At 66.7% G+C, this 14,326-nt stretch carries 11 protein-coding genes, 1 tRNA gene and 1 pseudogene; 4 read left to right on the top strand and 9 right to left on the bottom strand.

All coding sequences use genetic code 11. The features are described from left to right. Positions 1-25: 25 nt before the first annotated feature. The 3 genes from ACL03I_RS11145 to ACL03I_RS11155 all read right to left on the bottom strand — a co-directional run bounded on the left by ACL03I_RS11145 (position 26) and on the right by ACL03I_RS11155 (position 3,613). A complete protein-coding gene (locus ACL03I_RS11145) occupies positions 26-1,204 on the bottom strand; it encodes a cytochrome P450 (protein ID WP_412805836.1) in 1,179 nt (392 codons plus the stop codon). Positions 1,205-1,439: 235 nt separating this feature from the next. Further along, on the bottom strand, positions 1,440-2,024 hold the full coding sequence (locus tag ACL03I_RS11150) for a GNAT family N-acetyltransferase (RefSeq protein WP_356960983.1): 585 nt from the start codon (positions 2,022-2,024) through the stop codon (positions 1,440-1,442). 446 nt (positions 2,025-2,470) lie between these two features. Further along, a complete protein-coding gene (locus ACL03I_RS11155; RefSeq protein ID WP_412805837.1) occupies positions 2,471-3,613 on the bottom strand; it encodes an FAD-dependent monooxygenase in 1,143 nt (380 codons plus the stop codon). Positions 3,614-3,708: 95 nt separating this feature from the next. Here ACL03I_RS11155 and ACL03I_RS11160 point away from each other — a divergent pair, with 95 nt between their 5' ends. After that, positions 3,709-4,284, top strand: a complete 576-nt coding sequence (locus tag ACL03I_RS11160) for a TetR/AcrR family transcriptional regulator (RefSeq protein WP_412805838.1) — start codon at positions 3,709-3,711, stop codon at positions 4,282-4,284. Between the two features lie 460 nt (positions 4,285-4,744). Here ACL03I_RS11160 and ACL03I_RS11165 read toward each other — a convergent pair whose 3' ends face one another. After that, on the bottom strand, positions 4,745-5,560 hold the full coding sequence (locus tag ACL03I_RS11165) for a hypothetical protein (protein WP_355077822.1): 816 nt from the start codon (positions 5,558-5,560) through the stop codon (positions 4,745-4,747). Between the two features lie 378 nt (positions 5,561-5,938). Next, on the bottom strand, positions 5,939-6,556 hold the full coding sequence (locus ACL03I_RS11170) for a TetR/AcrR family transcriptional regulator (protein WP_397276898.1): 618 nt from the start codon (positions 6,554-6,556) through the stop codon (positions 5,939-5,941). Positions 6,557-6,618: 62 nt separating this feature from the next. Between ACL03I_RS11170 and ACL03I_RS11175 the strand changes: the two genes are divergently transcribed. From ACL03I_RS11175 to ACL03I_RS11185, 3 genes are all read left to right on the top strand, one after another. Beyond that, entirely contained in the window at positions 6,619-7,500 is an 882-nt protein-coding gene (locus tag ACL03I_RS11175) for an SDR family NAD(P)-dependent oxidoreductase (protein ID WP_412805839.1), read from the top strand. Positions 7,501-8,015: 515 nt separating this feature from the next. After that, positions 8,016-8,330, top strand: a complete 315-nt coding sequence (locus ACL03I_RS11180; RefSeq protein WP_412805840.1) for a hypothetical protein — start codon at positions 8,016-8,018, stop codon at positions 8,328-8,330. Between the two features lie 61 nt (positions 8,331-8,391). Beyond that, on the top strand, positions 8,392-8,655 hold the full coding sequence (locus ACL03I_RS11185; protein ID WP_364429631.1) for a hypothetical protein: 264 nt from the start codon (positions 8,392-8,394) through the stop codon (positions 8,653-8,655). Positions 8,656-9,137: 482 nt separating this feature from the next. Here the strand turns inward: ACL03I_RS11185 and ACL03I_RS11190 are convergent. The 4 genes and pseudogenes from ACL03I_RS11190 to pgm form a co-directional block, all read right to left on the bottom strand. Next, positions 9,138-9,210 (bottom strand) — tRNA-Ala (locus ACL03I_RS11190). A gap of 682 nt (positions 9,211-9,892) precedes the next feature. Continuing rightward, positions 9,893-10,594, bottom strand: a complete 702-nt coding sequence (locus ACL03I_RS11195) for a DsbA family protein (RefSeq protein WP_412805841.1) — start codon at positions 10,592-10,594, stop codon at positions 9,893-9,895. A 914-nt stretch (positions 10,595-11,508) separates the two neighbouring features. Beyond that, positions 11,509-12,687: pseudogene (locus ACL03I_RS11200) on the bottom strand (MFS transporter); the annotation flags it as partial. Then, the gene (pgm, locus tag ACL03I_RS11205) at positions 12,677-14,320 is read right to left on the bottom strand and encodes a phosphoglucomutase (alpha-D-glucose-1,6-bisphosphate-dependent) (protein ID WP_355077830.1); all 1,644 of its coding nucleotides are present in this window, start codon (positions 14,318-14,320) and stop codon (positions 12,677-12,679) included. The pseudogene ACL03I_RS11200 and the gene pgm, both read right to left, overlap by 11 nt. Between the last annotated feature and the right edge of the window lie 6 nt (positions 14,321-14,326).

Consider the following 14,326-nt stretch of genomic DNA (forward strand, 5'->3'; position numbering starts at 1 on the left):
GTGATGATGAACAGTAATGCCTTGATCATGATGTCACCTCCTTCCTGGGGCTCGGTCGGGCGTGGACAGGGCTTGTGGGGGTACGCAGCAGGGTGAACGGCCTGGGGGTCGCGGCATTGGTCACGATCGGGCGGGTATCACCTCCGCTGATGACGCGCATAGCGGTGTTCTCGATGAGGGCAGTGGCTGCATCGGTGACCAGATCGTGGGCGACCGCGGCGCCTGCGCAGGTGAAGGGGCCGGAACTGAAGGGCACAAATGGGCCGTGCTCGCTCGGTCGAATCCAGCGGTCGGGTTGAAATGCTCCTGGTCTGGTCCAGTGGTTGTTGTCGTGATGGAGCAGATAGGGGCTGACGGATAGGAGGTCGCCGGTCTGGAAGGCGATCCCCCCGAACTCGGCGGGATAGGGGACGGGACGGCTGACCATCCAGGACACCGGCCGGTGCCGCAGGGCCTCACGTACCACCCAGTCGACGGGCCATGGCCATGGTGCGCCGGGAGAGTGGAGACTGCCCAGCAGCACCGACCACGCGAGCGAGTAGCCCAGTGGTCCCACAATGGACCGGAACATCAGCACATACAGCCGCGCCACCGTGGTATCGGCGACGCCGTCGGGACAGGCACCGATCACGGCATCGAGCAGATCCCGTGGTTCGGCTTCCGCACTGCGGCCGGTGGCGCTGCGCCGGTCCCGGATCTGCTCGTTCAGCGCGGTGGACAGCTTGACGCGCAACAGCTGCGCCCGCGCCCGCTGCGCCATTCGGGCTGGGCGAAGCGCGCCCACGCGTGCGTTTCGCTCCAGTAAATGCCGCAACTCGGGAGAACCATCGGGGTGCAGCAACAGGTCCGCGGTGCACCGATACACCAGCTCGACCCCCGCTGCGGGCCAGCGGGTGATGGAGGGCATTTCCATCACCGCCGCCGCCAGGGACTCGCGATACTTGGGCGTATGCGTCCGCAGAATCGCGCGCACCGCACGGCCGAAATCGACCTGAGCAGACCGCGAAGGCAGCATAGAACCGAAGAACCCGGACTTCCCCGCATGGAAAGCGCGGTCACTCAGCACCGTCAGCGCCAGACCCGTATCGCCGACACACCACCCGCCCCACGGCAGCCCGAACACCTCTACCGGGCTGGTCCGGCGCAGATTCTCGAGGAAACCCAACGGATCACGCCGGAACCGGCGCATCTCTGCAAAACCCATCGGACGGTCCTCTCATAGAGAGGGTGAGCGATTCATCAGATTTTTTCGAGCGGATTTATCCACTGGCGGTGCGTACAAACGCAGATCAAGCATAGTCTCGAGTAATTTTGCAAGCGAGGCCGTGGGGGTCGACCATGAGGTGAGTACCCGGCACCACCGGGCGTATCGAACACTGTGCCAGCAGTGATATCGGTTCACGATCACCCGCGACGGCCGGGCAACCGGCCATCGAGGTCTAACCGATGTGAACTCCATCCGCCTCGGCGAGGGCTCCCGCTGCCACGCGCGCGTACATGAACATGTCGCGGCGTCGATCGCCGACCTTCTGCCACGATCTGAGGAGCCCTTCGCATTCGAAACCGGCTCTCTCCGCAGTGCGGATCGAAGCGCGGTTCCAAGGTTCCACATAGAGCTGTAGTCGTGGGATATGCAGCTCTTCCAGCGCCCAGGTAGCCATTGCCGCCAGAGCATGCGCGGCGACGCCATGGCCGCGGGCAGAGCGGACCACCCAGTAGCTGAGCGATGCGCGGCCTTCGTCGATGTCCTTCAACCACAGGCCGATGCTTCCCAGTGGTGTGTTGTCCGGTCGCCGGACGATCACCATCGGGTATCCGGTTCGATCGGTCGCTGGTTGCCGCTGGCGTTCGACAAACCTCGTTGCGGCCTCGAGCGAGAAGGTCGCAGGCACCGTGGTTATAGGAATCAGGTCGTCGGCAGAAGCTTCCCTCACAAGCTCGAGGTCTGCCGCGGACAACGACCACGGGCGGAGTTCCAAGTCTGCGGTGGCTCTCAGATGCGGTATTTGCAGAGCATCGTCCATGGTCGACCTCCCCACAATATGCACAGGATATCGGCCCGGTGTCACCCTTACCACTTCCATTCCCGAGTACCGCATGCACACGCCCACCCCCGCAATTCGATGGCCTCCGGCAGGCATCGGCCGGTTCACCGCGCGATAGGTAGTACCGAACTCCTCGGGCTGAAAGGCGCTTCTTCGATCCGGGCGAACGTCACCTCGCCCGGCGGCAAGTCGCCAATGGTATCGGCCCAGGATCACCACACCCACCGGCCCATCCGATACAAACCAGAATGCAAACCGTGCGTTTCCGTGGGGTCGGGCCGAACAAAACAGGTCATCGCCTCCACCGGCAGCATCACCGGTCACCCGCCGATGATCAACCCGCCACCCCGGGCCGCGGGTTACAGCGTCAACCTTCCCGGACACGGCACTAGTATTCTCGCTGGTTTCTCGCGGCGGGCCTGGAATTACGCGGTTCGTGTTCTCCTGATCCCGGCGAGTGCGGGTGCGAGCCGGGCGGCGGTGTTGCGCAACGCGATGCCGGTCCGGGTGCCGGGTAGCAGCATGGCGCGTGCGGCGCGGAATCCCTGTTGTTTGGAATCGACCAGGGGTCGGTGGCCGGTTTCGTAGCGGCGCAGCGCGTCGGCTATGTGGGTCGGTGATTGGCTCAATTCCTCGGCGAGCCGGTAGGCGCCGGCGATGGCCAGGGTTGAGCCGTCGCCGAACAACGACACCGCGGCGGCCGCGTCCCCGACCAGTCCGATGCGCCCGGTGGACCAGTGCGGCGCCCGGACCCGGCTCACGGAGTCGAAGTACAGATCTTCGGCGGTGTGTACCTGGTCCAGCAGTTCCGGCAGTCGCCATGAGGCGTCGGGGAATGCTTCGGCGACGAGGTTCTTGTGCTGAGCCAGGTCGCGGTGGTCGTAGCCGGGCACCGCGTCACCGCGGAACATGAACGTCGCGATCGCATGTCCCTTGGTCGGGTGTATCGAGACCGCCCGGCCGGGTGTGTTGTAGATGATGACTTCGGTGTCGTCACCGAACGGTACGCCGATCGGCAGCGTCGCCACATACATTCCGGCATGGCGCACGAACTGCTGTTCCGGCCCGAAGGCCAGCCGCCGCACGGCCGAGTGCAGACCGTCGGCGCCGATCACCGCATCGAACCGTGCGGGTGGAGCGGCAGCGAAACCGACATCGACGCCCGCCGCGTCCTGGGACAGGTCGGTGATCGTGTCGCCCCAGAGGAATTCGACGCGGTCGCGGGCGGCGTCGAGCAGGATCGAGGCGAGGTCGGCGCGCGGCACCTCGACCTCCCGCTCGCCGGCGCCGCCCTGGAACATGCGCAGCGGAACACCGGCCACCCGCCGGCCTGCCGCATCGACGAACGTCATCCGGTCCACCACGGAGGCGACCTCCCGCAGCCGTGGCATCACGCCCATCTTCTCGACCACCTCGACCGCCGGCCCCTTCACGTCGACGGGATTGCCACTGGAGCGCTCCGTTGCGGCCCGCTCGACAACCGTCACGTCGAATCCCTTGTGGGCCAGCCAGTATGCAGCCGTCGCGCCGCCGACGCCCGCGCCGGAGATCAGCACCTTCTTGTCCATGTCGCACACCCTTCGAATAACTGGACGATTTTCGTCCACTTCCAGAAGGTAGCATAAGCGGAAGATATTCGTCCAGTTATTACCGGGAGGCGCGCATGGCGGCCGAGACCTTGCGGGCCGATGCCCGCAGCAACCGCGACCAGATCGTCGCGGCGGCGTTGATCCTGTTCCGCGACAAGGGTATTGACGTGTCGATGAAAGAGGTCGCCGACCATGCCGGTGTCGGCGTCGGCACGCTCTACCGCCGCTTCCCCGACCGCGACGCACTCATCTCCGCCGCCGCGCACGCCTACCTGACCGATCTCGCCGACCGCTGCGCCGCAGCGGCCCGCGAGGAGCGCGACGCCTGGTCGGCGCTGGGCCGTTTCCTGCGCGAATGCGCCCTCGCCGACGTCGGCGCGTTCGCCTCCTCGGTGGAACCCGCCCTGCACACGCGCATACAGGCCGATCCCGTATCGACTCAGGTGCGCGCGACGGTCACCGACTCCATCGCTCGACTCGTGACGCGAGCCCACGACGACGGCACACTCCGCTCCGACGTCGACGCCGCCGATATCGCCCGGCTGATGACCGTGCAGATCTACACCCGGCCCACCGAAGACCGCACCGTCGCAGTGGGGCGCGTCGTCGATCTGCTACTGGACGGCATCAGGAGTGCGGCGCACCCCTGAACCCTGCCTCACGAATGTCTCATCATGTCCCAAAACCACAGAAAGCCTCCCCGACTACGGGTCGGCAGCCGATGGGCTACCGGGCCACTGTCCGGCGAAGAACTCACCTTCGTGCGGTCCCGGCGCACTGACACAAACTCGGTCTAATTCGCTGGGATCGGTGGTGATGAGCGCGTTTTCGGTTGGTGCCGCCCACGGACTCGCAGAGGCGACGGTATTCGTCCTCGGGGTCGATCACGACCTGCTCGATCCCGCGATACGGCCCCCCAGAACGGCGACACGGCCACGTTCCCGGCCACCGGCTATGAACCCGACACCGCCGCCCCCGTGCAGACCGGCTGGATCGAACAGGCCATCGATCGCACCAAATAGGCCCCGCAATAGACGAACAGCGAACAGCCGGTGGCGTCGAGCAGATGCTCGGCCCACCGGCTGTCTCGGCACAAGCTCGGGGACTGGACTACTCAGTCAATGCACTCTGCCTGTCCTGGGCTTCGTGATGTCCGAGCGCGATCTGGTGACGCTGTCTGAATTCCGGAGACACCGCTTCCACCTCGTTCTGTTCCCAACCACGCTGGTGCGGGTCTGGCACCCATAGACCTTCTATGAACTCGCTCCTCTCCGACAACTCTCGAGCACGCTGAACGAAATCCCCCAGCGATGAACGATTCGCCTGGAAAGTTGAACTGCCCGTGGGATAGAACTCAAGGCCGCCTTGCAGGATGTGGTCGAGCTCAGCGCACAGCCCGCACGCGATATCGCCCTCCGCGAGCGGCGTGGCGCAGAATTGCAGGTAGAAACCGATCCTCTCCAAGAGCGGCTCGGAGATGAGGAAGGGGCGTGGACGGTGAGCGAGGTGCAGCAGCGCGAGCCTCGCACACGTCGTCGCATCAGCACGGCTCGGAACGCTGATGTCGGCCGGCCGCAGCCTGCGCAATGGCTGCATGCGCAGCCGCATCACCTCGTAGCCCCTCCCGACGTCGGGGTACTTGGTGATGTCACGGCGCTCGTGGTGGCGGTGCCAATACTCTCCGTCGTACTCGATAATCAGGTCGTACCGGCGGTTGTTGCCGACGAGGCTTCGCCAGCCCTCACCGATGCGTCGCAGGCGCTCGCCCTCGATCGAGAACACCATGTCTGGCCGCACCCAACCCGGTGGTCCGAGGACACCTTTTCCGAGGATCACGTTCAGCGCGGCGAAGACATCGATCTCCGAGACCGACGCTCCAGGCTTCGGTCCCCCACTCAACGGCCCGCGATATCGCCCACCAAACATAGGCGCCACCGTAGGACCAAGGGCTGACATATCGGCGACTGTGGCTACATCGGTGCACCGTGACGCTCGAACCGCGCTCTGGATCGTTCCCGGCCGCCAGGGAACCACCCCGGCGGGCCTCCACCATTTCCTCGCACGCACGCAAATGGCGAATTCAGTGTGTTCTGAGCCATTTTACTCGCACGGCCCCGCCGCTCTTAGACCAGCTCGCCGACTGACGGAAACAACGCAAGCTATGCTGGCAGGCCATGTTCCGCTCTATGTGGAACACGACAATCTTCCAACGAAGCCGTCGCCGCGCAAATTCACACGTAGGTCGTGTTGCGAAGTAGGTGGTCGTGGGGTCGGTGTGGGCTGTCGGCCGCGATCTGTTCGACGTCATCGATCCGTGCGAGCAGCCTGTGTCTCGACACAGGCGACGGCGGCGTCGAGGGCCGCCTCCAGCGGTGCGGGCTCGCGCTGGGCCCGGGAGACGAGCATGCCGCCCTCGTAGGCGGTGACGACGACGAGCGCCAGGCGGTCGATATCGGTGTCCTCGCGCAGTTCTCCCGCATCGCGCATGGCGGTGAGGCCATCGGCCACGGCGGCGGTGAGGCGGCGTAATCCGGCGGCCACCAGTTCGAGGAGTTCCGGATCGGTATCGGGGATGTCCTCGGCGAACGAGGCCAGCGGACACCCCGTGCGACAGCCGGTCGCGCGCGCGGCGGCGACCACCGCATCCCGCCACGCGCGCAGATCATGCAGCGAGCGCATCTCGAGCAGCCACTTGTTGGCGACCACGACCTCCGTGCTCGATTGAATGACCGCCGCCAGCAGATCCCGTTTGTTGTCGAAGTAGTGATAGAGCTGCGAGGCGCTGACGCCCGCCTCGTACTGGATCGCCTCCATCGTGGTGCCGTGCGCACCGTTCGCGAGCATCAGGCGCGCGGCGGCGTCGACGATCCTGGCGCGGCTACGCAGGCCTTTGGCGGTCAGGGTTTCGGTAGACGCAGGCATTGGGAATCTCCGGACTCGATTTTGGTATTGCCATTCCATTCTGCGCTCCGAGAATGAGAGCAATGGACACAACGAATCCATTGGCGGTCCCGTCGGCTTCGACCGCGCTGGTGACCGGAGCGACGAGCGGTATCGGATTCTCGGCCGGTCGCGCGCTGGCGCGGCTCGGCTGGACCGTACTGGTGCACGGGCGCAGCGGGGAGCGTGCGCGGGAGGCGGCAGCGAGCATGGGCGACGTGCCCGGCGGTCTGATCCCCGTCGATGCCGACCTCGAAACACGGTCGGGAGTGCGGCGACTGGTCGATCAAGTGCACCGCGCCGCACCGGACGGTCTCGGCGTCCTGGTCAACAACGCGGGCGCCGCGTTCGATCGGCACGGCCTCACCGCGGACGGCGTGGAACGGACCGTCGCCGTCAACCACCTGGCGGCCGCCGGACTTGCCCACAGCCTGGAGTCGATCATGAAACCGATTGGCGGACAGCCTCATTTATTGCCGAAGGTGATCATGATGACCTCGTATCTGGAAGCGCGGGCCCGCCCGATCGAGGACTGGGCATTGCCGGGGGAGTGGACACAGATGCGCGCGTACGCGTCGAGCAAACTCGCCAATCTCGCCTATACCTACGCGCTGGCCGAGCGGTGGCGTGACCGGATCGAGGTATTCGCGGTGGACCCGGGGGCCGTGCGCACCGGATTCCAGCGCAGCGCGGGCGGTCCGCTGCACCTGATCGGCCTCGTCGGCGCACCGTTGATGACCTCACCGGAGCAGCCGGCGCGCACGGTGGTCGCGACGGCCACCCGACCCGCCCACCCGAGCGGCAGCTATATCCGTGCGGTCCGCGCCGTGGACACCGGACGTGCGAAGCTGTCCTCGGCCCGCTCCCGCGATCATGCCTACCAACGCGACGTCTACGACGCCACCCAGCGCTTCCTGGGCGGCTAACAGTACTCCCCAAAAGACCGGCCAGGTCTACCGCGCGCTTCTCCGGATACTTCAGGCCCGGGGACGTGCTTGCGATCTGGGAGCAGAGCCGCATCACCCCGCGAGGAGGAGAAGAAGGGGTGAAGCACATCTGGCTCGTACCCCAACTCTTCCCCGCTGACAGCCCTGTGCGAGCCCTACCAAGAAGTCCGCCGAGCAGTGGATCGGAGAGAACTCCTCGGGGCTGTTGTTCTCGGAGGGCGACGGCGACGGACACTTCATTGCTCGAACCCGGGGCCCGACCCCGTTGCCGTCTACGGCATCGAAAGAATCCCATTCGGAAGTGAGGAGAAGAAGTGATACCACCATGCGAAAGATGCAGCGAGCCAGCCGTCTTTTCGGTCCAGGAGCCCGGCGCCGACCTGGGGCTAGTCCGCTTCTGCACGACATGCCTGGTCAGCTTCGCCAACGCCCAGCTAGCAAAAAAGAACCGCGAGTTAGTGGACGCCTTTCTCGAGTATGGCTCCGCGCGAAAGGTGGAGGAGCATCACGCGGACTTCGCCAGGGGGATCGGCGAAGTACTCGACATCGAGGCGGGGCTGGCCATGGCCGAAATTCTGAACCAGGAGGTGAAAGTACCCGAGGGCGACGGCTTCTGTCTGTCCATGGACACCAAGGATGGACACCACTTCGAGATCGTCGGCGAATCGGAGGACAGCGACATCCTGAGCGCACTCATCATGGCCGAGGACTGGGTAGTCGACTTCGACTTGACCCCCAAGGAGGTCGAGTTCTTCCGAAACGCGCTGGATGCCTGGATCGAGCACCGCCGTGGCAACAAGGCCACCTGAGAGCGCCTGACAGGTTCGTTTGAGTGGCGGTGATTATCGTTGCGGCGCAGTATGTTTCGTCATGACGGCACCGCGGATTGTCGACTTCTCCGCCGAGATCTACCGCTCCTACGCCCGCAACGCCGAGCAGTTCCTCGCCGACGAGCCGATCGACCTGCCCGCGAACAGCGGCCGTGCGGTCATCCGCCGACGGGGGATGCCGTACACGACGATCGACAATCCGGCGGAGGTCGATCCAGATGAGGTTTTCACGCTCGACATGATGGTGCTGCAGCACTGCGTGGACGCGGTGATCGAGGGGACGCGAGAACGCGCCAGCGAGTAACGGCGACGGAAATGACTGCACACGCGTCGAGTCTGGGTGCGAGTCCCAGAGGAGGCAATTCATCTGGGCTGGTAGATCAGCCGCAGTGTCGGGGGCCGGCCAGCGGCAGCGGGTTTCGCGCCAACGCGCGTACCAATCCCTGTCCGGACTGCTGGACCGGACCCCACGCTCAGCGTGGGTAGCCCGTCCAACAGCACAACGGGTGTGGTGCGGAGCCCTATGGGGAACGCACCAACAACATCCATACCCGCTCGTCTGCCAGTGACATTGTTTCATCACAACCGCGCGGCATCCGTGCGGCTGGTGACGGCAATCAGCTACCGATCGGGACACCTGGTTGCGGCGGATACAGCGGCAGAGCAGGACCGCGATAGGCAGCACCGGCGAACGGGACCTAAAACGAAAACGGGGGGTAAACGCGGGGCTAGACAAATAAAACAGGTCAGGCCCGCTCGTAGACCGGGCCTGACCTGCTATTTAAGTGGAGCTAAGGGGACTCGAACCCCTGACCCCCACACTGCCAGTGTGGTGCGCTACCAGCTGCGCCATAGCCCCTGGTTGTTTCGCTCCGGGTGTCCCCGCTGCGCTTGAATGAAGTTACACCAACGGTGTGTCGGCAACCAAATCGCCTCGATTCGGGGGTGGCAGGAGGCGGCGGTTGAGGTTAGTATCGAACATGTGTTCGAAGTGATTTCGATCGTGCGGGGTGTGGGGAGGTAGGCAGTTGGACGCTCGGGTTGGGCAGAGCAGATGGGGTTGCTGGTTTGTTCTTTCCCGAGTGTCCAGCGGTCGTCTGGTGCGAGTCGGATGTACGTGAGGGTGTGGGCGTTGCAGTGCCGGACAGGGATGTGCCGATCGGTCGGCACGTTCGCGGATCGGGACGAATGCCGAAACAGCCAGCGGCACAGCCGGTCTCGTCACTGGACATGGAGACATCTCGAGGCGCGGTCCAGGACAGGGGGCCGGATCGCGCTGTCGAGTGCGCGGGCCGGGTGGCGGCAGGTGGAGCCGTTGCCCGGCCCCAGGCCAACTGAAAGCTCGGCGATGGCGATCTCGGGGGCTGGGGATGTCGGGTCGCGCCGTCGAGTGGGCCGGGGCGTCGATTTGGTGGAGTCGGCGTTCCGGCCCTTCCGTTCGCCGCGAGACCGCATCGCCTTGCCGAGTCCGTGGCGGATCGGCGCTTCGTGGGGAAATCACCGGAGCCCGCTCTACCGGGAACAGCGCAGGCGTCCGCTGCTCAACGGGTGAGCGAGACCACCCAGTTCTCGTCGTTGGTGTCGACCTTGGTCGTGCCGTCGAAGACCGCGGGTGTGGCCGCGGAGCCGCCCAGTGCCGCGCCGAGCGCCGCCGTCTGCGCCATGGCGCTGCTGCGGGCGGACTCGACCTTGGCGCCGGTGGCGATGCATTGCCGCACGGACTCGGCGGCCCCGGCGTCGCCCGCAATAGCGGCGAGTTCCTCGTTGCTCAGGTCGGCGCCGCCTTCGCTGGGGCGCTTGGTAGTGAACAGTTCGGTGTGGAACTTGGAGTAGATCGGGCCCGAACCCGCCTCGGCCACACACTGGTTCGCGGCGATGGCGCGGGTGGAGTAATCCTTGCTCCGCGAGCGGGCGTCGAGGAAGTTCACCAGGCGATAACGGACCGCCAGCGCGCCCTCATCGATCTTCTGCGCGATCTCTTGACCGTAGATGCGCTCCAAACTGCCGCAGCCGGGGCACAGCGGGTCCTCGAAAATGTCGATGGTCTTCTTCGCGTCCGGGCGGCCGAGCAGGATCGAACCGTTCTGCTCGAGCACCGAGTGCACCGCCTCGTTCCGCACCGAACCGTAGCCGTCGTTGCGGACGGCCGCGTCGTCCCGCCCCCAGCGGATCGCCGCGATGACGATCACCACGATCAATACGAGAGCGACCGCACCGAGCGCATAGGTGGTCGCACTGGACATCGGCCGGGGTGTGTACTTCGAACGCGATTCGCTCACATTGACACTTTGCCGCAACGAACCGTCATCCCCGCCGCCGGGCCACCGATCCGATCTCCGTTGACCACCCGTGCGCGCCGGACCTGGCCAGCGGCAAACGGCACGGCCACGCGTTCGGTTCTGTCCTCGCATGGGCTTCGCACTTCGATTGCTCGACAGCGGATGGAATGCGACCGTCGTCGCCGACCTCGTACCGGCTCGGCAGCGATGGTTCCGGCGGCCGGGCTTCGGTGCTCAGCGGCGCGGCACTCGTCGCGACCCTGCGAGCTTCGTCTACGTCCGGACCGTGGCGGGTTCGCCGATGGCATCGGCCGCTGCGCGGGTGAGACCTGGGCGACCTGCGCGCGACTGCGCTGGTGACCGCATGTCACGACCGGACGCTCGCCTCCCAGCGCCTGGCGACGCCAAGCGGTCCCGCCTCGACAGGCGCTGTGCCGCAGGTGACGGCTTCAGCGCCTGCGGCGGGTTCGCCGCACCGGCCGCGGACGTTTGCCACGGGACATCGGTCGCCCCGGGGTGCTCGGGTACGGGGCTCCGTCCGCGACCGCCGTACCCGGCGCGGTCCGCGACGGTCCGGTATCGGCCGCCGTACCACGACGATCACCGCTCACAACCGACGGAGGGCTCCCCGTTACATCGGATTCAGCAGCCGTGCCGACGCCATTCGCCGTCGATCGGCGACGACCAGCCACCGCACGGGAATCTTTGACGCCCGCTGCGCGATCACCCGGAGACTCGGCCACCGCCGGCACCGGGCTGTCGGCGACCGGCGCGCCGGACATCTCGTTCAGCGCACGCTCGATACGAGCAGCGCGCCGTTCGGTGTCGTCCGCTCCGCCGGAACGTTCGGACGGGATCTCCGAGGGAACCGAACTTCCCCGCCGCAACGGCTCGGGCACCACAGCCCAGACGAGCGCGGCGACAGCGAGCAAAGCGCCGGTCACACCGAGCGCGAGTTCGTAGGACACCTGCTGCGCCAGGGCGCCCACGGCGACCGGACCGATGACGGTGCCGAGGTCGGCGGCCATCTGGAAACCGGCGAGCACCGGGCCGCCGCGCGCCTTGGGCCCGATGATGTCGGCGACGGCCGCCTGCTGGGTCGGCGTGAACATGCCGGACCCGAGCCCGGCCAGGAACGAGGTGGCGAGCAGCCACGGGAGGTCAGTCGCCAGGCCGAGCCCCGCCGTTCCCGCCGCACACACCAGCGAGCCGACGATCACGAACGGTTTGCGCCCCCACCGGTCGGACAGTCGCCCCGAGGCGAACAGCACCGTGACGTTCCCCGCGGCGAACACCGTCAACGCGACACCGGCCATACCCGGCGCCTGGTGCAGCACCTCGACGACGAGCAGCGGCACCAACGCCATCCGGACACCGAACACGGCGGCCCCATTGGCGAAATTCGACAGCAACACCGCCCGGTACTCCGGCCGCGCCAACCCCTCGCGGAAGGACATCATGCGAACACCGCCGACGGGCTCCGGCGCGGCCAGTTCCGAATGCCGCAAGCTCAGGTACACCACCACGCTTACGGCGAGCAACGCGACGGCGTAGATGACGAACGGCCAGCGCAGCCCGAGTCCGGACAACCCGCCACCGACCAGCGGCCCGCTCACCGAGCCGACCAGGAAGCTGGTGGACCACAACCCGGAGACCCGGCCGCGCTGCTCGGGCGGGGAGATGCGGATGACGAGCGCCAGCGACGACACGGTGAACATGGTCGATCCGATGCCGCCGAGCGACCGCAACAGCATGAGCTGCCAATAGCTCTGCGCCAACGCGCTGGCGCCGGTGGACACCGCGACGATCAGCAGCCCGCCGAGATAGACCGAGCGCTCCCCCAGCCGCTGCACCAGCCGTCCGCTGAGCGGCGCGAACAGCAACCGCATCAGCGCGAACGCGGACACGATCGCCGAGGCGGCCGCCACGCCGACGCCGAAGCCGCGCGCGAACTGCGGCAGCACCGGGGCGACCAGACCGAACCCGATGGCGATGACGAACGCGCCCCCGACCAGCACCCAGATCTCGGTGGGCAGGGGCTTGGATCTACCGGTCACCGGACAGCGCCTGCCCCACCAATTCCTCCGCGGCCGTCTGCACCTCGGCGAGGTGCTCCGGGCCGTGGAACGATTCCGCGTAGATCTTGTACTTGTCCTCGGTGCCGGACGGGCGAGCGGCGAACCACGCGTTCTCGGTGGTCACCTTGAGACCGCCCAGCGGCGCTCCGTTGCCCCGCGCCCTGGTGAGCACGGCGGTGACCGGCTCCCCGGCGACCTCCTTCGTGGTGATCATGTCCGGAGTCAACTTCGCGAGCAGCTCTTTCTGTTCCGCGGTGGCCGGTGCGTCGATCCGCGCGTAGGCGGGGCTGCCGTAGCGGCGTTCGAGTTCGACGTAGCGCGCCGACGGGCTCTGCCCGGTGACCGCGGCGATCTCGCCGGCCAGCAGGGCGAGCAGGATGCCGTCCTTGTCGGTGGTCCAGACCGTGCCGTCCATCCGCAGGAACGACGCGCCCGCGCTCTCCTCGCCGCCGAAGGCCAGGCTGCCGCTGAACAATCCGGGAACGAAGAACTTGAACCCCACGGGCACCTCGTGCACGTCGCGCCCGAGCACGGAGACCACCCGGTCGATCATCGACGATGTCACCGCGGTCTTGCCGATCTTGGTCAGCGCGTCCCACCCCATCCGGTTGGCGACCAGGTATTCGATGGCCACCGCGAGGAAGTGGTTCGGATTCATCAACCCGCCGTCGGGCGTGACGATGCCGTGGCGGTCGGCGTCGGCGTCGTTGCCGGTGGAGATGTCGTAGTCGTCCTTGATCGCGATCAGCGAGGCCATCGCGTAACGGGAGGAGGGGTCCATCCGGATCTTGCCGTCGCTGTCGAGCGTCATGAACCGCCAGGTGGGGTCCACGAAGGGATTGACCACTTCGAGCTCGAGGTCGTAGCGCTGGCCGATCTCCTCCCAATAGTCGACGCTGGCGCCGCCCATCGGGTCGGCGCCGAGGCGGATGCCCGCGCCGCGGATCGCGTCCAGGTTCAGCACGTTGGGCAGGTCGTCGATGTAGTGGTCGAGGTAGTCGTAGCGTTCCACGCCGGTGGCCAGCGCGCGCTCCAGCGTGGTGCGCTTGACCCCGGTGAGCCCGTCGCGCAGCAGTTCGTTCGCGCGTGCGGCGATGGCGTCGGTGGCCGTGTTGTCGGCCGGGCCCCCGTGCGGCGGGTTGTATTTGAAGCCGCCGTCGCGGGGCGGGTTGTGCGACGGGGTGACCACGATGCCGTCGGCCTGATGCTTGGCGCCGCCCCGATTGTGGCGCAGCACAGCGTGACTCAGCGCCGGCGTGGGGGTGTAGCGGTCGCGCGCGTCGATCACCGCGGTGACGTCGTTGGCGGCGAGCACCTCCAGCGCTGTGGTCCAGGCGGGCTCGGACAGCGCGTGCGTGTCCCTGGCCAGGTAGACCGGCCCGGTGATGCCGCGGGTGGCGCGATACTCCACGATCGACTGGGTGATCGCGAGGATGTGCGCCTCGTTGAAGGCGCCGTCCAGGCTGGAGCCGCGATGTCCCGATGTGCCGAACGTCACCCGCTGGGCCGGATCGTCCGTATCCGGAACACGGCTGTAGTACGCCGTCACCAGGTGTGCGATGTCTTCCAGATCGGTGGGACGTGCGGCACGCCCGGCTCGATCGTGGGCCATGCTCGG

It is taken from the genome of Nocardia sichangensis, assembly GCF_047200615.1.
Lineage (GTDB): Bacteria > Actinomycetota > Actinomycetes > Mycobacteriales > Mycobacteriaceae > Nocardia > Nocardia sichangensis.

Bases quoted from the DNA above. Each gene is read 5' to 3' on its own strand.
- ACL03I_RS11155 (WP_412805837.1), bottom strand. From the start codon at position 3,613: ATGGACAAGAAGGTGCTGATCTCCGGCGCGGGCGTCGGCGGCGCGACG.
- ACL03I_RS11175 (WP_412805839.1), top strand. From the start codon at position 6,619: ATGGACACAACGAATCCATTGGCGGTCCCGTCGGCTTCGACCGCGCTG.
- ACL03I_RS11145 (WP_412805836.1), bottom strand. From the start codon at position 1,204: ATGGGTTTTGCAGAGATGCGCCGGTTCCGGCGTGATCCGTTGGGTTTC.
- ACL03I_RS11160 (WP_412805838.1), top strand. From the start codon at position 3,709: ATGGCGGCCGAGACCTTGCGGGCCGATGCCCGCAGCAACCGCGACCAG.
- ACL03I_RS11165 (WP_355077822.1), bottom strand. From the start codon at position 5,560: ATGTTTGGTGGGCGATATCGCGGGCCGTTGAGTGGGGGACCGAAGCCT.
- pgm (WP_355077830.1), bottom strand. From the start codon at position 14,320: ATGGCCCACGATCGAGCCGGGCGTGCCGCACGTCCCACCGATCTGGAA.
- ACL03I_RS11150 (WP_356960983.1), bottom strand. From the start codon at position 2,024: ATGGACGATGCTCTGCAAATACCGCATCTGAGAGCCACCGCAGACTTG.
- ACL03I_RS11170 (WP_397276898.1), bottom strand. From the start codon at position 6,556: ATGCCTGCGTCTACCGAAACCCTGACCGCCAAAGGCCTGCGTAGCCGC.
- ACL03I_RS11185 (WP_364429631.1), top strand. From the start codon at position 8,392: ATGACGGCACCGCGGATTGTCGACTTCTCCGCCGAGATCTACCGCTCC.
- ACL03I_RS11195 (WP_412805841.1), bottom strand. From the start codon at position 10,594: ATGTCCAGTGCGACCACCTATGCGCTCGGTGCGGTCGCTCTCGTATTG.